This window comes from Arthrobacter sp. 24S4-2 (genome assembly GCF_005280255.1).
GTDB lineage: Bacteria > Actinomycetota > Actinomycetes > Actinomycetales > Micrococcaceae > Arthrobacter.
The window spans coordinates 1622465-1649027 of sequence record NZ_CP040018.1 but is presented as its reverse complement, the minus strand read 5'-3'; the positions used below and the strand labels follow the sequence as shown (position 1 = coordinate 1649027).

At 67.5% G+C, this 26563-nt stretch carries 18 protein-coding genes and 1 pseudogene; 3 read left to right on the top strand and 16 right to left on the bottom strand.

Annotated features, from left to right (window positions below; translation table 11 throughout):
• Positions 1-56 precede the first annotated feature (56 nt).
• Entirely contained in the window at positions 57-1544 is a 1488-nt protein-coding gene (locus FCN77_RS07505; RefSeq protein ID WP_137321763.1) for a CitMHS family transporter, read from the bottom strand.
• Between the two features lie 221 nt (positions 1545-1765).
• Here FCN77_RS07505 and FCN77_RS07500 point away from each other — a divergent pair, with 221 nt between their 5' ends.
• Both FCN77_RS07500 and FCN77_RS07495 read left to right on the top strand, forming a co-directional pair.
• Complete coding sequence (locus tag FCN77_RS07500; protein ID WP_137321762.1) at positions 1766-3508, top strand: ATP-binding protein; 1743 nt, start codon at positions 1766-1768, stop codon at positions 3506-3508.
• The gene (locus FCN77_RS07495; RefSeq protein ID WP_137321761.1) at positions 3501-4163 is read left to right on the top strand and encodes a response regulator; all 663 of its coding nucleotides are present in this window, start codon (positions 3501-3503) and stop codon (positions 4161-4163) included. Before FCN77_RS07500 ends, FCN77_RS07495 begins: the two co-directional genes overlap by 8 nt.
• A gap of 12 nt (positions 4164-4175) precedes the next feature.
• Here FCN77_RS07495 and FCN77_RS07490 read toward each other — a convergent pair whose 3' ends face one another.
• Together FCN77_RS07490 and FCN77_RS07485 are read right to left on the bottom strand one after the other, a co-directional pair.
• Positions 4176-4559 carry a RidA family protein gene (locus FCN77_RS07490; protein ID WP_137321760.1) on the bottom strand — a complete coding sequence of 128 codons (384 nt, stop codon included), beginning with the start codon at positions 4557-4559 and terminating at the stop codon, positions 4176-4178.
• Between the two features lie 46 nt (positions 4560-4605).
• Positions 4606-5109 (bottom strand): GNAT family N-acetyltransferase, encoded by a 504-nt coding sequence (locus tag FCN77_RS07485; RefSeq protein ID WP_137321759.1) that lies wholly within the window; start codon positions 5107-5109, stop codon positions 4606-4608.
• 293 nt (positions 5110-5402) lie between these two features.
• Between FCN77_RS07485 and FCN77_RS07480 the strand changes: the two genes are divergently transcribed.
• Positions 5403-6758 (top strand): LLM class flavin-dependent oxidoreductase, encoded by a 1356-nt coding sequence (locus FCN77_RS07480; RefSeq protein WP_137321758.1) that lies wholly within the window; start codon positions 5403-5405, stop codon positions 6756-6758.
• A 7-nt stretch (positions 6759-6765) separates the two neighbouring features.
• On the opposite strand, the gene FCN77_RS07475 is transcribed toward FCN77_RS07480, so the two are convergent.
• From FCN77_RS07475 to FCN77_RS07415, 13 genes and pseudogenes are all read right to left on the bottom strand, one after another.
• On the bottom strand, positions 6766-7590 hold the full coding sequence (locus FCN77_RS07475) for an inositol monophosphatase family protein (protein ID WP_137321757.1): 825 nt from the start codon (positions 7588-7590) through the stop codon (positions 6766-6768).
• Complete coding sequence (gene ligA, locus FCN77_RS07470; protein WP_175417181.1) at positions 7587-9866, bottom strand: NAD-dependent DNA ligase LigA; 2280 nt, start codon at positions 9864-9866, stop codon at positions 7587-7589. Before ligA ends, FCN77_RS07475 begins: the two co-directional genes overlap by 4 nt.
• A 112-nt stretch (positions 9867-9978) precedes the next feature.
• Complete coding sequence (locus tag FCN77_RS26695) at positions 9979-10236, bottom strand: hypothetical protein (RefSeq protein ID WP_137324687.1); 258 nt, start codon at positions 10234-10236, stop codon at positions 9979-9981.
• Between the two features lie 140 nt (positions 10237-10376).
• A complete protein-coding gene (locus FCN77_RS07460) occupies positions 10377-14858 on the bottom strand; it encodes an FtsK/SpoIIIE domain-containing protein (RefSeq protein WP_137321755.1) in 4482 nt (1493 codons plus the stop codon).
• Positions 14855-15469, bottom strand: a complete 615-nt coding sequence (locus FCN77_RS07455; protein ID WP_254678896.1) for a hypothetical protein — start codon at positions 15467-15469, stop codon at positions 14855-14857. The genes FCN77_RS07460 and FCN77_RS07455 overlap by 4 nt, the downstream gene beginning before the upstream one ends.
• Positions 15470-15574: 105 nt before the next feature.
• Positions 15575-17398 carry a serine/threonine-protein kinase gene (locus tag FCN77_RS07450; protein WP_137321753.1) on the bottom strand — a complete coding sequence of 608 codons (1824 nt, stop codon included), beginning with the start codon at positions 17396-17398 and terminating at the stop codon, positions 15575-15577.
• Complete coding sequence (locus FCN77_RS07445; RefSeq protein WP_137321752.1) at positions 17395-19131, bottom strand: FHA domain-containing protein; 1737 nt, start codon at positions 19129-19131, stop codon at positions 17395-17397. The genes FCN77_RS07450 and FCN77_RS07445 overlap by 4 nt, the downstream gene beginning before the upstream one ends.
• A complete protein-coding gene (locus FCN77_RS07440) occupies positions 19118-20056 on the bottom strand; it encodes a PP2C family serine/threonine-protein phosphatase (protein ID WP_137321751.1) in 939 nt (312 codons plus the stop codon). Before FCN77_RS07440 ends, FCN77_RS07445 begins: the two co-directional genes overlap by 14 nt.
• Positions 20053-21378, bottom strand: coding sequence for an RDD family protein (locus FCN77_RS07435; RefSeq protein WP_137321750.1), 1326 nt, complete (start codon positions 21376-21378; stop codon positions 20053-20055). The genes FCN77_RS07440 and FCN77_RS07435 overlap by 4 nt, the downstream gene beginning before the upstream one ends.
• Positions 21282-21674, bottom strand: coding sequence for a zinc ribbon domain-containing protein (locus tag FCN77_RS07430; RefSeq protein WP_137321749.1), 393 nt, complete (start codon positions 21672-21674; stop codon positions 21282-21284). Before FCN77_RS07430 ends, FCN77_RS07435 begins: the two co-directional genes overlap by 97 nt.
• Positions 21664-24117: pseudogene (locus FCN77_RS07425) on the bottom strand (transglutaminase domain-containing protein). Before FCN77_RS07425 ends, FCN77_RS07430 begins: the two are co-directional and overlap by 11 nt.
• Entirely contained in the window at positions 24114-25445 is a 1332-nt protein-coding gene (locus FCN77_RS07420; RefSeq protein WP_137321748.1) for a DUF58 domain-containing protein, read from the bottom strand. The pseudogene FCN77_RS07425 and the gene FCN77_RS07420 overlap by 4 nt, the downstream one beginning before the upstream one ends.
• 65 nt (positions 25446-25510) lie before the next feature.
• Positions 25511-26485 carry a MoxR family ATPase gene (locus FCN77_RS07415; protein WP_137321747.1) on the bottom strand — a complete coding sequence of 325 codons (975 nt, stop codon included), beginning with the start codon at positions 26483-26485 and terminating at the stop codon, positions 25511-25513.
• Positions 26486-26563: the final 78 nt, after the last annotated feature.

The window sequence follows — 26563 nt, the reverse complement described above, 5'->3', positions numbered from 1 at the left end:
GCAGCACCGACCCACAGCGCATCTGCAAGCAGCGTGCGGCCGCAGGCAGCTTTACCCTAGCCGATGCCGATGGCTCCCGTCAGCATTCCGACTCCGAGCATTACCAGCGAGATGACGGCGGTGCGCCAAAGCACCTTTTTGTGGTGGTCGCCGAGGTCCACCTTGGCCAGCGACACGAGCAGCAGGATGGCAGGAACCAGCGGGCTCTGCAGGTGGAACGGCTGGCCGGTGATGGAGGCCCGCGCCATTTCGGCACCGCTGATGCCGTAGTGCGCAGCCGTCTCGCTCAGTACCGGGAGGACGCCGAAGTAGAAGGCGTCGTTGCTCATGAAGAACGTCATAGGGATGCTGAGGACGCCGGTGATGACGGCCATGAACGGGCCCATGCTGGTGGGGATGATCTGCACGAGCCACGCGGACATGGCCTCGACCATGCCGGTGCCTTTCAGGACACCGGTGAGCACTGCGGCGGCCATGACCATACTGACGACGGCCACTATGGACGGTGCGTGGGCGATGAGCTGGGCGCCCTGGTCCTTGACCTTGGGGAAGTTCACCAGCAGGGCGATAGCCGAGCCCACCATGAAGACGAACGGCAGCGGCACCAGGTCTGCAACGAGCATGACCATCACGGCGACGGTGAGGCCCAGGTTGAACCACTGCAGCTTGGGCCGCAGTGTCTTCCGGTTCGGGTCCAGGGCCGTGTCCGCCATGGCGGAGTCGCGGTCGTCAACAAGGGTTTCGGGCCGTTCCAGGACTGCAACGGAGGAACCTTCCGGGGAGAGGCCGGCGGGGGCAGGACCGGAGCCCTTGCGGCCGCGGCCGGTTCCGGACCCGCCGGCCGTGCCGGCTGCCGGGGTGCCGCCGTCGAACGCTACTGCGGAAAACGGCTCTGCCGACGACGGCGTTCCCCAGATTTCCGGAGCGACTGCGCGGAGGCGGTTGCGTTCCTGCAGGCCAAGCAGCCAGGAGAAGACGAGGACAACGACCAGGCCGGCGATCAGGGACGGGATCATCGGAACGAAGACGTCGTTGACGTCGAGCTTGAGCGCGGTGGCGGCGCGGGCGGTGGGGCCGCCCCACGGCAGGATGTTCATGGTGCCGTTGGCGAGGCCGGCCACGCAGGTCAGGACCACGGGGCTCATTTTCAGCCGCAGGTAGATGGGCAGCATGGCGGCGGTGGTGAGGATGAAGGTGGTGGAGCCGTCGCCGTCGAGGGACACCGCGGCGGCCAGGATGGCGGTGCCGAGCACCACCTTGGCGGGGTCATTGCCCAGCTTGCGGAGGATGAACCGCACCAGCGGGTCGAACAGCCCGACGTCGATCATCAGGCCGAAGTAGATGATGGCGAACATCAGCAGGGCTGCGGTGGACGTCATGGACTTCATCGAGTCCAGCACCATGTCCCCGATACCCAGTCCAGCCCCGGCGAACAGCCCGAAGACGGTGGGAACAATGATCAGCGCCAGCACTGGCGTCAACTTCTTCGTCATGATCAGCACCATGAATACCGCGATCATGGCGAATCCTAGTAATACCAGCACAGCCGGCTCCTTTGTGTGTTACGCACCACCCCGGTGTGATGCGTACTACAGACGTTAGGGTGGCCCGCGTCACGGCCGTGCCTTTGGCTCAATTGATTGGCATACTGCTTATTGGGAGCATTTTGCTCATTTAGCTCAGCGCGCCGATTTCCCCTGTTTCGGCCCTGCCGCCGTCCGGCGGAAATCCCCGGCACAGCGGCCACAATCCCGTCAGGAGGGCAATGAAGCGTCCGGCACCGAGGCAGCCACTGCGGTTTTCCACGCAGACCCTGCTGCTCCAGCTCGGAGTGGTTTTGCTCGTTGTGCTGCTCAGCGGCGCGGTGCATGCCTGGCTGACGTATGAGCGGCTGGGCCGGGAGGCGGAAAGCCAGGCACTCACCCTGGCGCGCACCGTAGCCTCGGATCCCACGGTCCGCCGGGAGGTCCAGGCCATCAGCCGGGAGGCGGGCACTCCCCCGGCGTCGGTTCTGCTCACCGGCCCGCTGATGGCGGCGGCCGAGGGTGCGCGGACCCGCACCGGCGCGCTGTTCGTGGTGATCACGGATGAAACGGGCCTGCGGCTCGCGCACCCGGATGCCGACCGGCTCGGCGAAAAAGTCAGCACGGATCCCTCCGAAGCCCTCTCGGGCAAGGAGGTGACCACCCGGAACACCGGAACGCTGGGACCATCGGCGGGAGCCAAGGTGCCGGTCTTCGGCCCGGATTCGGACACGGTGGTGGGCGAGGTCAGCGTGGGGTATTCCACTGAGAGCGTCGTCCAGAGCCTGGCCCGGGACATCACGCCCATCGCGCTGACCGCGGCCGGGTCCCTGCTGGCCGGAATCCTGGCCTCGTTCCTGTTGCGCCGCCGCCTGCAGCGGCTGACGCTGGGCCTGGAACCGGAGGAGATCAGCACGCTGGTACATGACCAGGTGGCTGTCCTCCAGGGCGTTGACGACGGCGTGATCGGCGTAGCGGCCGACGGCAGGATCAGCGTCTTCAACGCGGCGGCGCAGAGGCTCCTCGACCAGCCCGATCTCGCCGGCACACCGTGGGAGCAGGCTCCGGTCCCGGAGCAGCTGAAGGCCCTGACCCGGCCGGACGCGGCCGAAGCAGACGCCGTCGAAGTCATTTCCGGTGCCCGCGTGCTGGTGGCCAGCGCCCGCAAGGCGCTGCACCGGCAGGAGGACCTGGGCTGGGTGGTGATGCTCCGCGACCGCACCGAGCTGCAGCACCTGACCCGCCAGCTGGATGCCGTTGGCACCATGTCCACCGCGCTGCGCGCCCAGCGCCACGAGTTCGCCAACCAACTGCACACCATTGCCGGTTTCATGAGCATCGGGCAGCACCAACAGGCCCGCGACTACCTGGCGCGCCTGGCCGCCACCGGTCCGCTCAAGTTCCCGGTGGACCAGGCCGAGCTCCTGCAGGACCCTTACCTGCAGGCTTTCGTCGGTGCCAAGGGCGTGGAGGCGGACGAACGCGGCGTGACACTGCGCATCGGCCCGGAAACCCTGGTGCGCGGACAGGTCACCGAGCCGCAGGACGTCACCACAGTGCTGGGAAACCTGATCGACAACGCCGTGAACGCCGCCGTCGCCGGCTCCGCGTCGGACCGCTGGGTGGAAGTGGAACTGCTGGACGAGCCGGGACCCGACGGCGGCACGCTGCACATCGTCGTCGCGGATTCCGGCGACGGCCTGGCTCCCGAAACGGCGACCGCCGGGGCGGAAGCCGTGTTCGCCGAAGGATTCACGACGGCGGCACGGCCGGCGCGTGCCGGCGGCGGCCAGGGCCTGGGGCTGGCGCTTGCCCGGCAGCTTGCTCGGCGCCGCGGCGGGGACGTCAGCGTCCTGGACCCCGGCTCCCCAGGCGGCCCCGGCGCCGTGTTCATGGCAACGCTGCCGCGGACCACTGCCGACCTGCCCGGAAGGGACAAGCCCATCGGGAAGGACAGTTTCATCGGGAAGGACAGGGATGGCTGAGGATTTCAGGGTGCTGATTGTGGATGACGATTTCCACGTGGCCAAGCTGCACGCGGCGTATGTGGATTCGGTGGCGGGATTCCTGGCGCTGCCGCCTGCGGGATCGGCGTCGCAGGCGCTGCAGGCCATCCACAGCCTGCGCCCGGACCTGGTGCTGCTGGATGTGTACCTGCCTGATGGCTCGGGCCTTGACCTGCTCCGCCAGCTGGATGTGGACACCATGATCCTGAGCGCGGCGTCCGACTCCGTTTCGCTGCGGGTGGCCTTCCGTCGCGGCGCCCTCGGGTACCTGTTGAAGCCGTTCACCGCCGAGTCCCTGTCGCAGCAGCTCCGCTCCTATGCCCGGTACCGGCGGATCCTGGCCCAGCCGGGCTCCCTGGACCAGGACACTGTGGAGCGGGCCAAGCGTTCGCTGATCCCCGGCGACGTCACGGCGTCCGCCAAGCCGCGCTCCGCGACCGAGGTGGCGGTGCTGGAGTCCCTGGAACCAGGCGAGCAGTATTCGGCGGCGGAAGTGGCCGGGCGGGTGGGGGTATCCCGCGCCACCGCCCAGCGGTACCTCTCCTCGCTGGCGGACGACGGCGCCGTCGACATCCAACTCCGCTACGGAACCACGGGCCGCCCGGAACACCGCTACGGCCTCCCGGCTCAATAGCGTTGGAGCCTGCTAGCTGGCGCTCTTGTGGGCCACGAGTTCGATCTCCACCAGCATCTTGGGGTCGAGGAACGGCAGCACGTGGACCAGGGACAGCGTGGGACGGATCTCGCCGAACACTTCGCCGTGGGCGCGGCCGGCGTCTTCCCACTTGCTGATGTCCGTTAGGTACAGCTTGGACTGCACCACGTCGCCGTATTCGAACCCGGCCTCGGTGAGGACTGCGCCCAGCTTTTCCAGGATGTACTTCGTCTGGGTGTAGAAGCCTTCACCCACGATTCCGTTGTCCCCGCTGGCGGCAGTGGCGGAGATGTACAGGGTGTTGTCCACCTGTACCGCGCGGGAATAGCCGAGTTTCTGCTCCCACGTGGAGCCGGTGCCGAATGTCTTGCGCATGGTGTGCCTTTCGATGGTGCCTTGAGTCGGCACCACTTTAGGGCTGCTAGACGTCGAGCCGGTAAACCAGCAGCTTTATGTCGGTGTCCGGCACGAACCAGTCGCGCTCGGGAACACGCTGGAAGCCAGTCTTGCGGTACAGCCCGTGCGCGCTTTCCCAATCGCGGCCCGTCGTCAGGGCCACACCCTTTATGCCGTCCAGCGACTTAGCATGGCCGATGATGGCCTCGACCATCGCTTTGCCCGCGCCGCTGCGCTGGACGTTCGGATCCACCACGAGCATGCGGAATTCGAGTTCGTCGGCCAGTGCAATGTCCGCATAGGGCTCTCCGGCAACTGCCAGCGTCACCGAACCGACAATGCGGCCCGCGCGCTCAGCCACCCACACGGTGGCCTGCGCTGCCCGCGTGGCGACATCCTGGATCTGCAGCATGTACGGGTGGTCGGCACTCGCGAAGTAGCCCGCGGCGAGGTAGGCGTCCCGGGTGATGCGGGCAACGGCGTCGTAATCTGCCGGAACGGCGGGGCGAATGAGGATCTGCGAATGCACTTGTACATGGTAGTCGCGGGGGCGTCCCCCTCCCCGCGAAACGGCCGTTTCCGTGACTGAACTATCACTACGATCCGTGCTGTCCCGATGCCCTTGACTTGTGTCCTGCGTTTCGTTGTGTGTCCAGAAGTTGCCCTGTGTTGCCCTGCATTTCCGGGGGTTTCCCGCTGTGTCGCACCGTTTCTCCAGTGGTCGCCAAGGCTGGCAGCGGCCGGTTTGGCTGTGGTTGATTTGCACCACCGAACCGCACACGACCGCCAACCCATCTCCAACCCGACCGACAGGATCACACCATGGCACCCTCCCAACGCACCTTGCACCTCAACGCATTCCTTATGAGCACCGGCCACCACGAAGCTTCCTGGCGGCTGCCCGAAAGCAACCCCCTTGCCAGCACGGACATCAGCCACTACCGCAACCTGGCACAAATCGCCGAGCGGGGCACCTTCGATTCCATTTTCTTCGCAGACTCCCCCGTGATCTTCGGCAACGTGGGCCGCCGGCCGGCCGGAAAGTTCGAACCCACCGTGCTGCTGACCGCCATCGCCGCAGCCACCGAGAGGATCGGCCTCATTGCCACCGCATCCACCACGTACAATGATCCGTTCAACTTTGCCCGTCGATTCGCCTCCGTGGATTTCGTCAGCGGAGGCCGTGCCGGCTGGAACGTGGTCACTACCGCAGGGCCCGAGGCCGCGCGGAACTTCGGCGACGATGACCAGCCTGCCCACGCCACCCGTTATGAGCGGGCGGCGGAGTTCCTGGATGTCGCCGGCAAGCTGTGGGACAGCTGGGACGACGACGCCGTGGTGGCGGACAAGGAAGCCGGTGTCTGGGCCGATCCGGATAAGGTCAGGCCGATCGACCATGTGGGCGAGCACTTCAGGATCCGCGGTCCGTTGAACGTACCGCGCTCACCCCAGGGGTACCCGCTGATCGTCCAGGCCGGATCCTCCGAAGACGGCAAAGGCTTGGCGGCACTGTACGCAGAGGCTGTGTTCACCGCACAACAGACCCTCGAGGACGCCCAGGATTTCTACACCGACCTCAAGGCCCGGACGGCGGCAGCCGGCCGCGACCCGGAGGGCATCAAGATCCTGCCCGGGATCGTGCCGGTGCTGGCAGGCACCGAGGCCGGGGCCAAGAAGCTGGAACGTGAACTGGATGAGCTGATCCGCCCTGAGTATGCACGGATCGAACTGGCGAAGACCCTGGGCGTCAGCCCGGAGGACCTGCCGCTGGACCGGCAACTGCCCACGGACCTCCCGGATGAAGATTCCGTCCAGGGCGCGAAGAGCCGCTACACCCTGATCGTGGAACTTGCCCGCCGCGAGCGGCTCACGGTGCGCCAGCTGATCGGGCGCCTCGGCGGCGGCCGCGGGCACCGCACGTTCTCGGGAACGCCGGAGCAGGTGGCCGATGCCATTCAGCTCTGGTTCGAAAACGGCGCCGCCGACGGCTTCAACATCATGCCCGCCGTGCTTCCCTCAGGGCTGGAGGCATTCGTGGACCATGTGGTGCCGGTGCTTCGGCAGCGCGGCCTGTTCCGGACGGAGTACACCGCCAGCACACTGCGCGGGCACTACGGACTGGAACGGCCGCTCAACCGCTACTCCGGCGCCGCAGGGCTGGCCACAGCGGGGGCGTGAGCCCTTCCTACAGCGGGAACTTCCCTGACAGCTCGAGGGTCCCGGCGCACGTCCACGCGGCAAGCCGTTCCTCATCCGAAGGCCCGCCGTCGAGGGGGCTGGTCAGCCGTGGGCGGCGGACCCAGCATCCGGCCTCCTCGGCGATGAGGGCGCCGGCGGAGAAGTCATGCTCATTGAGCCCGCGTTCCCCGAAGGCGTCATGGGTGCCGTCCGCCACGAGGCACAGGTCCAACGCAGCGGACCCGAGCCGGCGCACATCGGCGAACCCGTCCATGAAGCCGCCGAGTGCCTCGGCCTGTTCCGCGCGGACATCGGGATCGTAGCTGAAGCCGGTGGCCAGGATCTGGCCCTTGCGCCCGGGAACGGGGCCGGTGAGCTGGGTCCGCTGGCCCTGTTCCTCGAGCCAGGCACCGCCGCCTCGCGATGCATAGTAGATGCGGCCCAGGGCGGGGGCATTCACGACGCCGGCGAGCCAGGCGCCGTCGGGGGCCGCCACGGCCACTGAGGTGCCGTAGTAGACGATGTTCCGGATGAAGTTGGTGGTGCCGTCCAGCGGGTCGATGGACCAGCGGTAGCCACTGGGATTCCCGCGGCTGACCGTGCCGTGTTCCTCCCCGGTGATGGTGTCCTGCGGCCGTGCCCGGGTGATGACTTCGCGCACCGCGTTCTCGGCGGCCACGTCGAAAGCGGTCACCCAGTCCCCCGCCGCTCCCTTGTTGCTGGCATCCAGTTCGGCGGCGTTCCGGGCGGCGAGCACGGCGGCCCCGGCAGCGGCTGCAGCCTTGGCCACCTCCAGCAGGTCGGCTGCACGGTCAGCTGTCGGGGCACTCATTCCGCCGTCCCTTCCAGGTGGTCTTCGGAATCCCCGGTAGCAGCGGCCGCTTCCTCAGCTGCGACGGCCGGACCGTTGGCCAGCAGCTCGCGGAACCCGTCCTCGTCCAGCACTCTCAGGCCCAGCTGCTCGGCCTTGTCCAGTTTTGTTCCGGCGTTCTCCCCGGCCACGACATAACTGGTGTTCTTGGAGACGGATCCTGCGGCTTTGCCGCCACGGATGAGGATGGCTTCCTTGGCCTCGTCCCGGCTGAAGCCTTCGAGGCTGCCGGTGACCACGATGGTCAGCCCTTCCAGAGTCCGCGGCGTGGATTCGTCCCGCTCATCGGCCATCCGCACGCCGTCCGCGGCCCACGTGTCCACGATTTCACGGTGCCAGTCCTCGGCGAACCACTCCTTCAGCGCCGCGGCGATCACCGGGCCCACGCCGTCCACGTGGGCGAGCTCCTCCTCGGAGGCCTGCCGGATGGCGTCCATCGAGCCGAAGGCGGTGGCAAGGGCGCGCGATGCGCGGGGCCCGACGTGGCGGATGGACAGCGCCACCAGGACGCGCCACAGCGGCTGGGTCTTGGCTTTCGCCAGCTCAGTGAAGAGCTTTTCGGTGGTGACCGTCGGCTTCGAAGGTGACTTGGCCGTGCCCTTGCTGAAGAAGTACGGCACCAGCTCGAATTCGCCCGTGCCCACTCCCTTGGACCGCTTTTCGCGGCTGATGCGGACATCGGCAAGGTCCTCGCGCGTGAGCCGGAAGAGCGTGGCTTCGCTGGTGAGGGGCGGCGTTTCCGGTTCGGCAGGCTGCGTCAGGGCGATGGCGGCTTCCCAACCCAGGGCCTCAATATCGAAGGCGCCGCGGCTGGCCACATGGAACACACGTTCACGCAGCTGCGCCGGGCAGGAGCGTGAATTGGGGCAGCGGATGTCCACGTCCCCTTCCTTCCCGGGAGCAAGGGGCGTCCCGCAGGACGGGCATTCGGTGGGCATCACAAAATCCCGCACCGGCGGGTCCTGCTGGTCCCGAAGCGCAAGCACGGGGCCCACGATCTCCGGGATGACGTCCCCGGCTTTGCGGAGCACCACGATGTCGCCAATCTTCACGCCCTTGGCCTTGACGACGTCCTGGTTGTGCAGGGTGGCCATTCCCACGGTGGAGCCGGCCACCTTCACAGGCTCCATAACGCCGAACGGGGTGACCCGGCCGGTACGTCCAACGTTCACCGCGATATCCAGCAGCTTGGTGCGGACTTCCTCCGGCGGATACTTGTAGGCGACGGCCCAGCGCGGCACCCGGGAGGTGTACCCGAGGGCACGCTGGGTGGCGAAATCGTCCACCTTAACCACGATGCCGTCGATCTCGTGGGTGAGGCTGTGCCGTTTGTCGCCGTAGCGTTTGATGAAGCCGAGCACTTCCTTCAGGCTGCCGAGCAGCTCGAAGTACGGGCTCGTAGGCAGTCCCCATTCGGCGAGCTGGCGGTAGGTGTCCGACTGGCTTGCCGTTTCCAGGCCTTCGCGGGCACCGATGCCGTGGACGTACATGCGCAGCGGGCGCTTGGCGGTTTCCGCCGGGTCCTTCTGGCGCAGCGAGCCTGCGGCGGCGTTGCGGGGGTTGGCCAGCGGCGCCTTGCCGGCCTCAATCAGTGCCTCATTGAATTCGGCGAAGGCCTTGGACGGTATGAAGACCTCGCCGCGGACTTCCATTTCGGCCGGAAAGTTGCTGCCGCTTAGCTGCTGCGGGATTTCCTTGATGGTCAGGACATTGTGGGTGATGTCCTCGCCGGTGTAGCCGTCCCCGCGGGTGGCTGCACGGACCAGTTTGCCGTCGCGGTACAGCAGGCTGACCGCCAGGCCGTCGATCTTGAGTTCGGTGAGCCAGGTGGGACCGGCACTGCCGTTGCCCAGCTTGGCGACGCTGGCCTCGGCCTTGGCGATCCAGGCCTCGAGTTCCTCGAGGGAAAAGACGTCCTCGAGGCTGTACATCCGCTGCAGGTGTTCGACGGCGGCAAACGCGGCGGAGACTTCGCCGCCCACCGCCTGGGTGGGGGAATCGTTGGCCACCAGCTCCGGGTGCATGGCCTCAATCGTTTCGAGGCGCCGGAAGAGTTCGTCGAACTCAGCGTCCGAAACGGTCGGCGCATCTTCCTGGTAGTAGGCGAAGCGGTGCTTGCGGACCTGTTCCACCAGGCTTTCGTACTCCTCGCGCACCTCGCCGGAAGGCACTTGGCCACTGCTTGCCTGGTTTGTGCTGTCTGTCTTGGTGTCTTCTGCCGTGTTCCCTGTGCTCACAGACCTATCCTGCCCTAGATCTACGACATTGTCTGGCTGGTAACACACGGATGCCCCGGACGCGTAGCTGCGTCCGGGGCATCCGGCAAAGTACTCCCGGAGGGAGGCGTTCCTAGCGGGAAGCCTCTTCCTGCTGGGAAGCGTTCTTGGTAGCCTGCTTGCCGGCTTCCTGCAGCGCCTGCGCCACCTTGGCCAGGGCCGTGACGTGCGAACCGGACCATTCGCTGCGGAACTTGTCCGCGTCCGGGCCCTTCCAGTCGGTGCCGTCAAGAGCCTTGGTCAGCTGCGACTTCTGCTTCTCAATCTCGGACGAACCAGCCTGAAGCTTGGTTCCCAGTGCCTTGAGCTGAGCAATGTCTGCACCCCAAATAGCCGTTAGTTTTCTCCTTCAGTCAACGGACCCGATCCGATCGGCTCCCCAGCGGCCCCCGGCTCATCCGGAAGATCCATTACCTAGAACCTATCCCGCGCCCCAACCACCGTCGATGGGCACCGCTCCCCATGCACCACTCAGCGCGCCGCTCCCACCCGGCCCAGGTCCGGGCCGGTCTGGCTGCGGTTTTCCGGCGGCAGGGCTATCTGCAGCTTGCGGACCTTGCCCCGGCCCACGATGTAGCCGCGGCCGGGGATGAAGTCGGAGCTGATCTTGCCCAGCGAGGTGCTCAGGAGGCTGTCGCCTTCGATGTCGCCCGGGTTGATGAGGAGTCCCCGGCGGCCTGACTTGAACGGCTGTGACAGGGACCAGGCGGAGGACCAGGTGGAGGTTTCGGATTCGCCCACCACCCACTGGTCTGCCTTGATGGACGTGGTGACCAGCTGCTCGATGCCGGACTCCGCGGTAGTGTCCGTGAACTCGGTGAGGCCCTCGATGAAGATGGCCAGGCTGCCCGGGTTCCCGGACGAGTACTCCACCAGGTCCTCGATGGCCTCCTCGACGTCGTCCGTCCCCACAAATGACCGGTTCCAAACCTTCAGCGACGCGACGGCGGAGCGGCGGGAGCCGATGTAGATCAGCTCGGTGTCCGGGTTGGACCGGCGCAGCGCGTAGGCCATGGTGACCAGGGCAACGGTGCGCCCCGCACCCGGCGGGCCGGCGAGGAGCAGCGGGCCCTTGGCCATGATCTCGGCCGGCTGGAGCGTTTCGTCGTCCACACCGATGACGGGCAGGTCCGGACTGCCGGCGGGGAGGATGTCCAGGTCCACCTGTTCGGGGAGCCGTTCGATCTGCGGCGCCTTCTGCATGCCCTGGCGGAGCATGGCTTCGCTGAGCTTGTGCAGTTCGCGTGCCTGCAGGGCCAGGTTGGAGTCGCCGCCGAGCACTGCGAGCTGGACCTCGTGCGCTCCCAGCAGGCCGCGGCCCGGGGGCGAGCCCTGGCTCAGGACGTCCCTGGCCACGTTCAATGAAATGTAGTCGTCTTCGGACGAGAGCCGCAGCACCAGGCGCCGCTGAATCGATGCCAGCAGCGAGGCCGGCACGGAGTTGGGCCGGTCGCCGGTGACCACCAGGTGGATGCCCAGGGGCCTGCCGTCGGTGGCCAGCTGCAGGAAAATGTCCCACAGCGCCGAGAGGCGGCTGTATTCGTAGGCTTCGCGGAACGTGGACATGCCGTCCACCAGGATGAAGATCCGCTTCTCGTCCGGATCGTTGGCCAGCTTCCGGTATTCCACGATGGTGGAGGCGCGGACCTCGGCGTATCGGGCCGCACGGTCGTCGGCAACGTCACGCAGCCAGCGCAGCAGCCGGCCAACGCGTTCGACGTCGTCACCGTTGATGATCTCGCCCACGTGCGGCAGCCCGTCGAGCATCTTTAGCCCCGAGGAACCGCAGTCGATGCCGTAGACGTGGACCGGGCCGCCGCGGGGCGTGACCGCCGCGGCGATCGCGATGCCCCGCAGGGCGGCTGACTTGCCCGAGCCGCCCGTGCCGTAGATGGCCATGTTGCCGTCTTTGTCCGGCTCGTAGAAAACGGTGGGCTGGTCCTGGTGGGCCGGGTCGTCAGCCACGCCCAGCAGGAGCCGTTCATCCGTCCGGGGGTTGGGTAGCTTGGAGAAGTCGTAGGTGGTGGCCAGCTCGTTGAGCCACGGTTTCCGTGGCGGCTCGATGGAGAGGACTTCCGCTGCCTTGATGATGTTTGCCGTCATCCGGGCAATGTCATTGGGGCCCGCGGGTTCTTCCCGTACCGGTTTCTCCGGCGCAGGTGCGGCCCAGCTGGGTCCGGAACCGAACGCCATCTCCACGATGTCGATCTGCGGGGCCTGCGGCTTCTCCGTTGTCCAGCCGCCGGCGTAGCCGGTCTGGAAGCCCTGGATGCGTCCCGGGCCGGTTTTGGCCGCGCCTCGTCCCGGGATCGAGGGGTCGAAGTACGCCGCGGTGGGAACGCCCAGAATGTCGGTGGCGTCGTCCTCGTCGGCCATGCGAAGCGCGACGCGAAGGTTGGTGTTGGCGCGCAGGCTCTCCTTGATGACGCCAGCGGGCCGCTGCGTGGCAAGGATCAGGTGGAGGCCCAGCGACCGGCCGCGGGCTGCTACGTCCACCACGCCGTCCACGAATTCAGGGACTTCCGTGGCCAGGGCCGCGAACTCGTCCACGATGATGATGAGGTAGGGCGGCGCCTCGGGATCGGCTTCGCGCTGGAGGCCCAGGAGGTCCTTGGCCTTCTTGCGGTTGAGCAGGTGTTCCCGGTAGTGCAGTTCGGCCCGGAGGGACGTCAGGGCGCGGCGCACCAGGTGCTGGGACAGGTCGGTCACCAGGCCAACGGTGTGGGGCAGGTGCAGGCAGTCCGCGAAGGCCGCACCGCCCTTGTAGTCCACGAACAGGAAGCTCACCCGGTCCGGGCTGTAGGCGGCTGCCATGCCCATGACCCAGGACTGCAGGAATTCCGATTTTCCGGCGCCGGTGGTGCCGCCCACCAGGGCGTGCGGACCTTCGTTCTTCAGGTCCAGGTACAGCGGTTCGATGCCTTTGGACCCCACCAGGGCCCGGAGGGTGCCGTTGTCCTTGCGGTTGGCGACCGCGGTGGCGTGGACCGAGTTGTTCTCTTTCCAGCGGTCCGCCACGGCCTGAGGGTTGTCCATGAAGTCCTTGCCGATCAGGCTGACGTAGGACACCGCACGGGGAAGGTCCGAGTCGTCGTCCACGGGCTTGCCCACATCGATGACCGGGGACAGCATCCGGGCGAGCTGTCCGGCGAGTTCAGCATCCAGGCTTTCGCAGCTGACCGGGTACGTGTGCCGGCCCAGCCGGACCTGGCCGGTGGTGGTGCCGTTGTCACCGTCGACCACCATGAAGTCGCGGCACGCGGCCGGGAGGGACTGCACGCTCGTGGCTACCCACATCACGTGCACGCCGGAGTCGGGGCCGCGCTCAACGAGCCTTGTCAGGCGTCCGCGGTCCACCGGGGCGTCGTCTTCCACGATGACCAGCACGGACGGCAGGACAGGTCCGGGGATGTCCCCGGTTTCGCTGTCGAGGCCGGGCCGGGGAACCGGCCGAGGCGACTGGGCACCGGCTTCGCGCTGGTCGATAAGGTCCTCCAGCCGGGCCAGCAGCGAGGATCCGCCGGCCGGGCCTGCCGCGAGATGGTCGCCGCTGAGCGGGCTGTGGCCCGAGCCGACGTGCGGCAGCCACTGGAGCCAGTTCCAGCGCTCCCGCGACTGTGCCGACGTGATGGCCGCGACCACAACCTCAGCCGGTGAATGCAGCCCCACGGTCTGGAGCACCATGCCGCGGGCCACGTCGTCCACAAGCCCCCGGGCGCCCGCCAGCCCGAACGCGCCGGCAGTGCGGAGCTGGGAGACGATGGGTACGCCTTCAATGACCTGGAACTGTTTGAGGCAGGCCTGGATTTCCTGCATGTATTCGGCTTCGGTTTCGTTGTTGCCGGGTTCTTCGAAGGGAATGCGCGACGGCGCCGTGCCCAGCCCGAAGCGCAGGCCCAGGAACCCCTTGTGCTCCGGCCGGTGGGTCCAGAGCAGCGGCCCCAGCTTGTAGATTGAATCCACCGTGTCGCTGACCGAAGGTGCCTCCTGCAGCCGCACGGACCGTTCGATGTTCTGCAGCTCGGTGATGTCCTTGCGGAACGCGGCCATCGCCTCGCGGAACTGCTTCAGCTGCTCCTTGCGTTCACGTTTGCTTTGCATCTTGTGGTCCACATAGTGGCCGATGATGAACAGCGGCATCATCATCATGAACAGGACCGAGAGGACATTGCCCGTGACGGCAAACAAAATGGCGCCCATCATGAGCGGCGCGATGAGCATGATGTAAGGGAACGGCTGGTGGTCCTGGCGTTTAGGCCCGGCCGGGAGGACCCGCTTGGGCGGTGCGAAGCGCGGAACCACACGCGGCGAGCGGTTGAAGTCCACCAGCGGCGACGTCGGCGCACCCCCGTGGTGGCCGAGCCCCACAACCGCAACGGTCGTGTCGCCCAGGGTCACCGTGTCCGAGGAATTCAGCGTGGCGCGCGTGACGGGCAGCCCGTCCATGATCAGCCCGTTGGCGGAATTCGTGTCGACGATTTCCACGGTCTCCCCCACCGTGATGCGGGCGTGCCGCTTGGACGTCATCGGGTCTGAGAGCCGGATGTCGACGTCGCGGTCCCGGCCGATGTAGCTGGTGCCGGACGGCAGCGAAAACTCCTGCCCGACGTCGGGCCCGGACAGAATGCGCAGCGTTGCCGCGGCGGGGCCCCGGTTCGCGCCCGGCGCGGCAAACTGTTCGCTCACCTGCGTCAGGGAGACGATGGAGCCGGGCCGCAGGCCCGACTCCAGCAGGTTGTCCTGACGGTTCAGGACGTTGCCCCGCATGCCGCCAGCCACGAAGGCCTCGTCGATGCTGAGGGACAGGTTGCCGGGTGGCTGGGTGCCGCGACGCTCGGGATCGGCGGCCCACAGCTGGGTGGCGATGTCCGCCACGGTCGCCAGGCCGTCAACGGTTACGGCAAGGTCTTTGGCTTCGGCAGGATCCCGGCGCAGTGTCAGTCGGATCTTCATCCTTCGTCGACCCCCCTTATTTTGTCGATCAGGTACAGGTCCTCGGCCGTCACCAGGTTCGATGTCACGGCGTGTTCAACCAGCCGGGCACGCCGGTTGGTGGCCAGCTTTCCGCCACCGCCGCGTAGACCGGCCACTCCCACCCTGTCCAGTTTGTCGCACACGTTGTCCAGCTTCCTGTTGAACCGGGTCAGTGCCCAGCCCAAGGTCCTGGCGGCGGCAGCCGACGACGGTATTGCGCTGAAGCCCGTGCCGTCTCGCCGCAGCATCGGTTCCGCAAGGGCAACGATGAGCGCCTTCTGCGAGTCGGTAAAGACGACGGGGCCAATGGTGGTGTCACCGCCGCTCTTCTCGTCGGGGGCCTCCTGCCGGAAGGACGGCGTCTTGAGGTGGACGGCGAATTCGTACGTGGTGGGCCCGGCGGTGAAGATCACCTTGGTGTGGCTGAAAACGAGCGGGATCCGCGCACCCGGCGAGAGCCACGCCTGCATGCCGCCGCTGCTGTCCGCAACGGTGGCGGACAGCATGCTGCCCACGTTGCTGAGCCACCAGATGCCGTCGTACCGGGCGATCTGGAGGAAACGCCGGTGCAGGTAGGGGTTGTCGTCCACCTCCAGGTCACCCTCGCGGCCGATGCTGAAAACATCCTCGTCCGACGGTTCGTACCATTCGCCACAGAAATCTACTGCTAGATCCCCATGTTCCGTGCCTCCTCATTATTTGACGCAGCCGATTGCGTCAGCTTCCAGCGGCGACGAGGCCCCGTCGGTTCGGACTATCATCACCTGGATACAGGTCATGTCCACCGGGTTGAGCGCCACTTCCGCTTCCGGTTTTTCCGTGGCCTGATACTGGCCGGTGCCGGTGGCCCCGAAATCGAAGACCCGCCACTTGAAGGTGTCCCCGAGTTTTGGCTGCGGGTTCGTCCAGGTGAACTTTGCCTTTCCGGCGGGGCCCTTCACTCCGACCAGGTTGGTGACATCGGGTACCGTACCGTTGTCCAGGGCGTCCGCCGGCGGTTTGGAGACCTGTCCGGTCGGTTCAACAACCGGCTCCGGCCGGGAGGAACCCAGCACGAGTCCCACCACCACGGCGACGACGAGGGCGGCGCCGCCGGCCACGGCCAGCCAGAGATTCCGCTTGCGGTGATCCGCGGTGGTTCCTGCGGGCACCGGCTCGGATGCCTGCGGCCGGTTCACTGTTGCGGCGAGGTCCGAATCGTCCCGGACACCGCCCGTCGGGCTGTCCGGCCGCCCGCCCGGCCGGCTTCCGGCGGCCCGGTGGACGGTGGCGGCGTCGGCGTCGGCGTCGGCGGAAATGCCGGTGCCCGCACCGGACTGCGGTGCTGCCTGCGGTCCAGCCGCGATGCTGCCGCGCAGCATGGTGCCCTGGGCCCAGTCGTCATGCTGGTCCGGGCGGACGCCCGGCGCGGGAACAGATCCGGGAACCGGGCCCTGGACGGGACCTGCGGGCGCCGCAGCCGGCCCCGGCAAAGGGCTGAATGGCTGGCCCGACGGCAGGACGGGCCGAAACGCGCCCGGCGTCGAAGGCCTCGTCCGGGCGGGGAACGTCGGGGCGTTTCCGGTCTGGTCCGGGTCCACCGAGGCGATGCTCCGAACCCGGGTCTCCTCGAAGCCGTCGTCGGGGTGGCTTTCCTCGGCGTGCGCTTCCTCCAGCACCTCAAAGGGTGTGACGGAAAGGTTCAGTTCGGCCTGGATCCGCTGCAGGGCCAGGGCGAAGGCATGGGCCGAGGAATACCTCGACGCAGCCGACTTGGCCATCGCCGTGGACAGGGCCAGTTCCAGGGATTCGGGGACATCGGCACGGCCCAGCCGGGGCACGGGCGAATTGGTGATCCGGGAAATCAGTTCGCGCTGGGAGTTGTCGGCTCCCGGGAGGACAAACGGCGACCGTCCGGCCAGCAGGGTATACAGCGTGGCGCCAAGGGCCCAGACGTCAACCATCACGCCGTCCACCGGGCCATCCCGGAACTGCTCGGGCGGGGACCAGGGAATGGACATGCCGGCGTCTTCGTCCGCATCACTGCCGAGGGTGCCGGAAATTCCGAAGTCCGTCAGTGCCGGTCGGTTGTAGTCGGTCACCAGGATGTTCGCCGGCTTGATGTCGCGGTGGGCGATGCCGGCCCGGTGGGCGGTCTCGACGGCGGATGCCACCTGGATCCCGACGGCCAGGACTTCGTCCACGCTGAACCGCTGTCGGCGGTAGCGGACGTCCAGGCTGGGCCGGGAGCAATACTCCATAGCCAGGTAGGAATGGCCGTCCTCGGTGACCTCGGCTTCGAAGATGGTGACGATGTAAGGGTGCGAGGACAGCTGGGCCATGAGGTTCGCTTCGGACTCGAAGCGGCGCCGTGCGCCCTCGGTTTTCAGGTCGGAGAGCAGGACCTTGACGGCGACCTTGCGCCGAGGCCGGTCCTGTTCGTACAGGTAGACGTCGGAAAACCCGCCCGAACCGAGCAGGCTGACATAGGTGAAGCCGGGAATCGGCGGCGGCGGGGCTACTGGCCGCTTGGAACTCATAGAATCTCCTCGAACCGGAGCGACACGTCGTCGCCGAGTTCTGCAATGTCGCCGTCGAGAAGGATCGCCATCTCGTTCTGGGCAAGGCGCCTTGGCGGCTGGCCTTCCCGCACCAGGACTGTGCCGTTGGTGGCTTTGAGGTCGCAGAGCATCACATGCCAGCCTTCAAGGCGGACCTCAACATGTGACCGGGAAATGTCGCCGCTTGGGCTGGGCACCTGGACCAGCTTCGGCATCCCGCCGCCCTGGACCCGGGACACGGACGGCTGGCGGCCAATGACGAGCGACTGGTCCAGGTCGATCAGTTCACCAGTGGAGACGCGGACGCGCCCCAGCTGCGGCCGGCGCACCTGCACGGCGTCCGCGGCCAGCGCCATGCCGCAGCCGGCGCACTGCGAATGCGTTGGCGGGTTTGCGTGGCCCTGGGCGCAGACACGTGCCAGGACCATCGGCCCGGTGTTGACATCGGTTCCCACGGCCGGAACGGACGGCCGGGCGGCTGGGCCGGGGCCGGCGACGTCGCTTTTCATGACGGTTTCGCCATCGTGGTCGCCTTCCAGCACCGGCGGAACGGCCGACGGGCTGTGCCAGTCCGGCATGTCGCCGGCAGCTTCCGGAACGAACGACGGCGGTGCCGGCGGCCGGGCGGCGTTGTCGCCACCGGTATGCCACGGCACGGAATCGATCAGCCCGCCCTGCTGCGCGGGAATGAGGGGCTGCGCGGGAATGAGGGGCTGCGCGGGAATGAGGGGCTGGGCCGGAATGAGGGGCTGGGCCGGAATGAGGGGCTGGGCCGGAATGAGGGGCTGGGCCGGAATGGGGGGCTGGGCCGGAATGGGGGGCTGGGCTGGGACAGCGGGCTGCGCGGGGACCTGCGGGGGTTCCTGCGCGGCTGCCTCAACCCGATCGACGTCCCCGTCGGCGGATTCCTCCGGGCCGCCCGGGTCGTCGCCGGGCCGGTCCCCGTGCTCCTCTTCGGGTTCGTCCCGCACCGCAGCATCCTCGATCCGGCGCATCACGGTCTTGTCCCAGAGGTGGTCGTAGCTGCCCGTCAGCTCATTCGCGGGCACAGGCTCGGGATTCTGCCCTGCCGAGGCGGACTCCGGCACATCCTGAACGGGTTCGTCGTGCTGGATGTCTATCCCGGCGGCCGTGTATTCGAGTTCGTCGTCGGGAAGACCCATCACAGTCTCGGCGGATGCACCGTGTTCAGCGGGCACTTCCCGGACCGGTTCCTGTACCTGCACGGAGACCGGCAGAGTGGTCTGCACAGGCACCGGGGGCATGGCAGCGTCAACGCGGCCCACCGTGAGGCTCTGCAACAGCACAACCCCCTCCCCCAGCGGGAGTTCGCCCGGGCCGGCACCGTCGCCGGGGACGGAGACGCTGTACCACTCAGGCTGGCTGAGCCGGCGTTCCGTCCAAGTGGTGACGTCCCTGCCGTTGAGTTCCACCGGGCCGGCAGCAAGCCGTGCTGTCAGTTCAATGTCGCCGCGAAGGAACACGCGCAGGGAATCGCGGAAATCCACGATTCCGAACCACGGGATTTCCGCCAGCGAGCCGGAGGAGGCGCTGGTCACGGCATGCAGCACCTCGTGGACCTCGGGTTCGCCCGCCAGCAGTTCCCACAGTGAGTCCACCAGCGCAGGCGGGGCGCCGGGGGCAAGGAACACGGCCGTCCCCGCCCGGACCACGCCAATCCACGTGCCCGGAGTGTAGCTACTTGAGGCCATCGTGACGGTCCCCGTCGTCGTTCACGGCGTCCGGAGCCTCGGGAAGCTCCTCCGTGTCCACCTCGGTGCTATCCAGGACCTCGGCGCGCGGCAGCGTGTCCTCGTCTTCGACGCCCATGCCGGGACGGGGCGCAGTGTCAGTTCCGGCGTCGTTCATGACGTTCTTGGCATCCACGACGATAACGGTGACGTTGTCGCGTCCGCCGCTTCGCAGCGCTGCCTGGATCAGGGCATCGACCGCGTCCTGCGGGTGGCCAACAGTGCTCAGGATGCGGAACATGTGGTCATCGGTAAGTTCGGCGTTCAGGCCGTCCGAACACACCATGATCCGGTCGCCTTCCTCAACGGGCAGCAGCCAGTAGTCCGCTTCCGTCTCGTCGCCGGTGCCCAGGGCGCGGGTCACCACGTGCCGGCGGGGATGGACTGTTGCCTGCTCCTTGGTGATCTCGCCGGCGTCCACAAGTTCCTGGACTTCGGAATGGTCAACGGTGACCTGCGTGAATTCGCCCTGGCTCAGCCGGTAGGTCCGTGAGTCGCCGATGTTCAAGACGAGCCAGTACGGGGCACCCATCTGTTCCACCACCACCACTCCGGAGAGGGTAGTGCCCGCGCGGGACCCGGTGGCGGTCCGGATCCGTTCATCGGCACTGACCAGATACTGCTGCACGACGGCGGCCGTTGCCGTGCGCTCCCCCGTCGCCAGCTGCGGCATCCCGGCGAGCGTCCGGACGCAGATTCCGCTGGCGATCTCGCCCGCTTCGTGCCCTCCCATGCCGTCCGCGACGGCGAACACCGGATCCGAGGCGATGAACGAATCCTCGTTGAGCTCCCGGCGCAGGCCGCGATCGGTCCCGTAGCCGCAGCTCAGTTGAAGTCCGGGCTCCCGGCCCGTGTCGGAGGCGGCGGCGGTCGGCTGGGAATTCATGCCTGTCCTAGGTGGAAGGTGCGGTCACCGAAATGCACGGTGGACCCTGGGCGTACATAGGCGGGTTGCCCGGCCTGCAGAGCTGTTCGGATGCCGTCCGGGGTGGTGACGGCGCTGCCGTTGGTTGAGTTGCGGTCTGTCACCCACACACCTCCGTTGTCCTCGAGCAGGTGCAGGTGGGTCTTGGAGATGGAGCGGCCCGGGTCTGCGACTGCGAGCAGTTGGGCGATGTGTTCGCCCGGAAGGCCGCTGGGATTCCGGCCGATCAGGACCGTGCGGTCCAGCTGGAAGTCCCGGCCGTCATCAAGCCTGATCCGCAACACTGCTACGGGCGCCGGGACAGCTTCCCCACGCATCTGGGTCCGGTCATGGTCATCGTCCGGGTGCGCGGCCCAGGAGGGCGCGAACAGCCCATGCCCCGGCGGCGGCTCAAGGGGCTGCGTCTGGACGGGCTGAGTCTGGAGGGCGGGAGGCACCGGCTGGGTCTGCACGGCCGCCTGGGGAACCGTTGGCTGGAACACGACAGGCGGCTGAGGCGCGGCCGCCTGGGGTGAGATCGGCTGGGGTGAGATCGGCTGGGGTGAGATCGGCTGGGGTACGGCGGGCGGCTGCCACTGGTTCGGGTTCAGGGGTGCCTGCGGAATGGCGACAGGCTGGCTGGCAGAGGCTCCGGCTATCGGCGAGGCAACCTGCTGCACCGGCGGGAGGTCCAGCGGCGCGAAACTGTACGGCCCCTGGATTCCGCCGGTGGTCACGGGATTTCGCCCTTCCGCGACATCAAACACGAGGGTTTTGGCTGCGGCGTCGTGCCAGCCCCGCGCCTTGCCGTTCTTGTCCCACGAGCTGGAAACCACCACGAAAACTGCCCATGCGACCCCGACCAATGCCAGGGGTGTGAGGATCCACAGGGCCGCCTCGAACCATTTGAAGACCACCACAAACACCGCTGCCACCACGGCCAGCAGGATGCCTGCCCCCGTGATGAGGCCGCGCAGGAACAGGGCTCCGGCGCCAGGGGCGTAGCCGTCCTGGTCCGTGCTCCGGATTCCCATGAGCCGGTTGCCGATGCTGTTGCCGGTCCGGCCCTCGACCCCCAGCAGCACCAGCATGTACACAACCGTGATGCCAATGGCGATGCTGCCCAGCAGCACCAGCGTGCCGGTGTCGTAAATGATGAACCCGCCGCTTTGGGTGCGGGTGATGCTGGCGAATCCGATGGTAAACATCACCGCAAGCACCGCTGCCGGGGCCACCCAGTCGAGCACTGCGGCGCCCAGGCGTTTGCCGGCCGCTGCAGGAACCAACTCCAGCTTGCCGCCCATTCCGGTACCTCCCCTTGTACGTGGACACCTTGTTCCTGGGACCCTTGTAGCGCGGCCCCGCGTCCGTGGGCGCCTTCCCGGACCGTTTCCGTCCGGGCCGGCGCTACCGGGATACTACCGGGAATCGGTCCACCATGCGCGGCGGCCCTGTCCATCAGCTCCTTTTGGGAGTGGTCGATGTTCCGGACATTGCGTGCTGCCCGGTTGGTCAGCGGGGCGCCGCACGCAGGACAGAAAGATGCTCCGGGCCGTATCAGCTGCTGGCAGCGCTGGCAGCGCTCGGTGTTATGCGTCATTGTTCTCCACCCTACCGGCGGGGTCCGTTTTGGCCGGGGGGACTGGCCTGAGTCCACGCAGCTTGAGCGCGGTCCTGCCGTCCGCCAGCAGCGAGCGCGGCGAGAAGCGGGCCGCCTGCCGTCCCCAGAAGCCCGCTGTGGCGGTCATTTCCTTCAGCGAGCCGTCCACGATGGTCCAGTACTCCCGGACGTCTGCTTCGCTCGGCTGGCCGGCACCGAAGATGGAGGCATCAGCCCGGTGCGCCAGCAAGGTGGTGGTTCCGGCGGTGCCGGGGAATGCCTCGCCGAGCACGACGGCGGACTCCCGCCTTGTAGCCCTGCCGTCCACCGCGGCCCCCATGTCCGTGGCGAGGCTGACCACTTCGTTCCAGCCGCCGCCCACCCGTTGGGCCGGGTGTCCGTCGGAGAAACGGGTCTTGCGGCGCCGGCCCTTGAGCAGGGCGATGAGCAGCAGCGGCAGGGCCAGGATCCCGATCGGAATCAGGGCAATGCCGATTGCGGTGAGGATGGGCCCCAGAACAGCCAGGGGTTGTTCTTCTTCTGGTCTGCGTCCAAGGCGTCCGGGGAAGAATCCGGCGGCAGGTCGGCCGGCTCCTGCGGCGGGGGCGGCGGCTGCAGGACCTGCGGTTTGGGCTTGGACTTGTTCTCGGGGTCCGGCGGAATCGGAACATTGTCCTTCGGCGGAGTGGGGTCGAAGGACACCCAGCCGACGCGGTCGAAGGCGACCTCCACCCAGGCGTGGACGTCCTTGCCGGTGATTTTCACTTCGCCGGCGCCGTTTTCCGGGCTCTTGGGATCCGGGTAGAAGCCCATCACCACACGGGACGGGATGCCCAGGTGCCGGAGCATCAGGGACATCGCCACGGCGTACTGTTCGTCGTCGCCCAGCATCTGCTTCGCGGTCAGGAGGTTTCGGATGCGCGCCGAGCCGTGCCCTGACACGCTGGGCAGCTGGCCGTCGTCGATCAGGCCGTTGCTGAAGGCCCCCTTCTTCTGGAAATGTGCCTCGATCTGCCGGACCCGGTCGATCGCCGTGGGGGCATCCGCGGAGAGGTCGTTGGCCTGGGAGCCCACCACGGGCGGAACTTCGAGGGCTTCCGGCAGGGTCACTTTGGCAAAGTCGTACTGCGTCAGCTGCCCGTGCTCCAGCTTCGCGGGATCGGCTACCTGGACGCTGTAGGAGTCGCCTTTCGCCAGGCCACGGGTGGTGACGGCAGTGTCCGTCCCGGAATTGAAGTACAGCCCTGAGGCGGCTCCGGAAGAGTCCCCGGTGAAGCTGATTCCGGTGGTGCGGCGGCCGCCCGGCAGGAAGTAGCCCTGGTAGTCCCCGATGGTGATGTCCAGGGTGTAATCGTTGCTGGGGACAATGCCGTCGGAATCAGCGAGGGTGTTGATGGACTTGGCGTCCCCCACCTTGCTGAAGTTGCCGGAGCTGTTCGGGTCCATGTTGTAGTTGGTGCCGTTGAAGGCGTCCAGCGCGGCCAGCCGGACCCGGCCGTCACGGGGCAGGCCCTTCACGAGGAACAGCTCGTCGTCCTTCTTGTCCTTGACGAAATTGCGGAAGCTGGCCAGGGGGTGATGTAGTCCTTCGGGTCAAACGGCGGAACGATCGTGTTGCGGAGTACGGTGCGGTCGTCGCTGGCGGTGACCAGGGGCGATGCCACCGCCGTGATCACCACGGTGGCGGCAATGACGCCTGCGGCCGTTCCGAGCCTGCGCACCTTGGCCCGGCGCGCTGTGGCGGCGTCCGCCGTCGGCCGGTTGACGGACACCTTCCGGGTGTCGCTGCGCCGGTGGGCGTCCCTGCGGAACGTGGCCCAGGCGATGGCCACCACCGTCAGGGAGATGCCACGTTCCACGTTCAGGAACCCGGCGTTCGTGCTGAACGCAATGCCCGTGACGAACAGCACCAGGACCGGCAGCAGCGGCCAGTACGGGCTCTTCAGCCGCCAGGACGCCAGTCCCGCGGCCAGCGCCGTGATCAGTGCACTGAGGAACGGGACAATGAGCATCCCCCGGCGGTTCCCACCGGGACGCCCACTGTCAGCATGTCCTTCCAGGCAAATACGACGCCCGGCAGGAGCGTGCGGAGGGATTCAAACGAAGGGAGGAACCCGCCGATGGCGGCATCCGGAACTGCCAGTACGGTTCCCAGGACAAGGTAGGCGCCCAGGGTGGCCGCGGCGGTGATCAGCAGGCCCAGGCGGAAATGTGCGTTTGCCGCGGCAATCCCAAGGCCGAGCAGGATGCCGCCGAATCCGGCGATCAGATAATACGGGTCGCCGCCGAAGCTGAGGCTGAACCCCAGGACTCCCAGCCCCAGCAGGACAAGCAGCGCACCGGCGTCGAGCATAAAGTGCCAGGCCGGCTGGCCGTCGCTGAAGGCGGAAGGCTGCTGTTCGGCGGGCTGCCGGCGCGGGCGGAAAGCGGGCGCGGAGCTCATGCAGCCGCCTTTCTGAGGATGATGGCGAGGTCTGACAGGTCACCGAGCGTCAGGACTGTCAGGTCCGCGATGTTGGCCCGCGCCGGTGCGGCCCCCGTCTGGAGGCGGACGGCGAGGCTGCGGACGCCCGGAGGTACTGACGCCGCGGCAGAACGGAGTTGGGCGGGCGAGACACGGCTGCCCACCACGAAGAAGACCACCGACGCGTTCGGCACCGTGTCGGCAAGCGTCCGGGCGAGGTCGACGGCGGTCTTCCGCAGCGGCGAGCCCACGATCCGGGTCATGTCATCGAGCATGTTCCGGCCGGTCTCACACCTGAGCGGGCCCTTCTGCGTGAGGACGTCGAGTTCGCGCTGTTCGCGGATAGCCTGCCGGCCGATGGACGCGGCGGCGGAAATGGCCATCTCGAACTCCAGTTCGGAGCCGTACTCATCCGTGTTGATGGACAGTGAGATGGCCAGGTGGGCGCGGCGGGTCTCTTCGAACTGGCGCACCATGAGTTTGTTGGTCCGGGCGGTGGTCTTCCAGTGGATGTGGCGGCGGTCGTCGCCGGGCACGTAGTCACGGAGGGCGTGGAACGACACGTCCGCGCTGGACAGGTCCGTGGTGGGCATGCCCTCCAGGTCGCGGATGAAACCGGCCGCGGACCCGGCCAGGGCAACGGTCCGCGGGTGGACATAAAGGTCCTCCGGTTCCGTCCAGAGCACCTGGCGCCGGAGCAGGTGGAGCGGGTCGGCCCGGACGGACCGGACGGGGCCCACCACGATCACGGCCCGGCGTGAGGTGGGGATGGTGAAGAGGTCCTCGTGGACCTGCTGCGGTTTCATCCGCGGCAGGTGGAAGACGGCAGTGGCGGTGCCCACCGGGAGCTCCAGCGCGGCCGGCAAAAGGGGCCGGGCGGACGTGTTGGACACGGCGATGCTGCCGACGGCGCTGTCCCCCACCGCCACCCTGGTCCTGGCGAGATCCAGCACCACGCCGTAGGAGGAACGGCCCAGGATGAATCCGACGGCGATGACGAACAGCACGAAGGCCGCGACGGCGGCGGCCTTCGCCTCCTGCCAGCCGTAGGCCTGGCCGACGCTCCACAGCAGGATGGAGGCGGCCAGGACGGACCAGCCAAGGACGCTGACAACCGAGAGCACCGGCCAGATGTACCTCAGCCACAGGTCACGGACCCTGGACCAGGCCGGGGCCAGTGCAAGGCCGACCGTGCCGACGGCCTCTGACCAGAGGGCGGCGGGATGGAGACGGGTGGGCCGGCCGTCCCGGCGGAAGGGCCGTTGCAGCTGTTCAGCAAGCCGGCTCAGCGGAGTGCTGGTGGACATGTGGATGCCTTTGTTAGTGCTGGATTACAGGGGTACCGGGATCCCGCGGCGGCGGGGCCGTCGGGCTAGACGACGGCGGCGCGCTGCTGAGGGGCGGCGACCTCTGACAGGACGCGCGTCAGCACGGCCTCGGGCGTGGCACCGGAGAACTCGGCTTCCGGGTCCATCACCAGCCGGTGGGTCCAGACAACGGATGCGAGGTCCTTGACGTCGTCCGGCAGCACGAAGTTGCGGCCCTGGCTGGCGGCCCAGACCTTGGCGGCACGCACCATGGCCAGCGCGCCGCGTACGGACACGCCGAGGCGGGTCTCCGGGGCGCTGCGGGTCTCCTCGCAGAGCCTGGAGATGTATTCGAGCACGGCGGTGTCAACGTGGGTGGTGGCGGCCAGGTCAGCCATGTCCCCGATCGCCTGCGTCGTGATCACGGGGGTGATTTCCTTCGACCGGTCCTTAAGGTTGGCCCCGCCCAGCAGCTGGACGGTTGAGGCGTGGTCCGGGTAGCCGATGGAGGTCTTGATCAGGAACCGGTCCAGCTGGGCTTCGGGCAGCCGGTAGGTGCCCGCCTGCTCGATCGGGTTCTGGGTGGCCATCACCATGAACGGCCGCCCTGCCTCGTAGGTGGTGCCGTCGACGGTGACCCGTGATTCCTCCATGACTTCCAGGAGGGCGGACTGCGTCTTGGGCGAGGCCCGGTTGATCTCATCCGCGAGCACGATGTTGTTGAAGATCGGGCCCTTGTGGAACTCGAACTTCTGGGTCTTCTGGTCGTAGATCGTCACGCCCGTGACGTCCGAGGGCAGCAGGTCCGGGGTGAACTGGATGCGGTTGTTCGAGCCCTGGACCGTTGCCGCCAGGGCGCGGGCCAGGGAGGTCTTGCCGGTTCCGGGGGCATCCTCGAAGAGGACGTGCCCTTCGGCAAGCATGGCCGTAAAGGTCAGGCGGATGACGTGGGCCTTGCCCAGTACCGCCTGGCCCACGTTGGCAACGAGCTTCTCGAACGTTCCTGCAAACCAGGCGGCCTGCTCAGTTGTCATGGTCATGTGGTGAATCCTCTTCCGGGTTCGGGTGAAACTTCGGGCCCATGCCCGCTTCGTCCAGCGGTTAGTCTAATTGTTTGC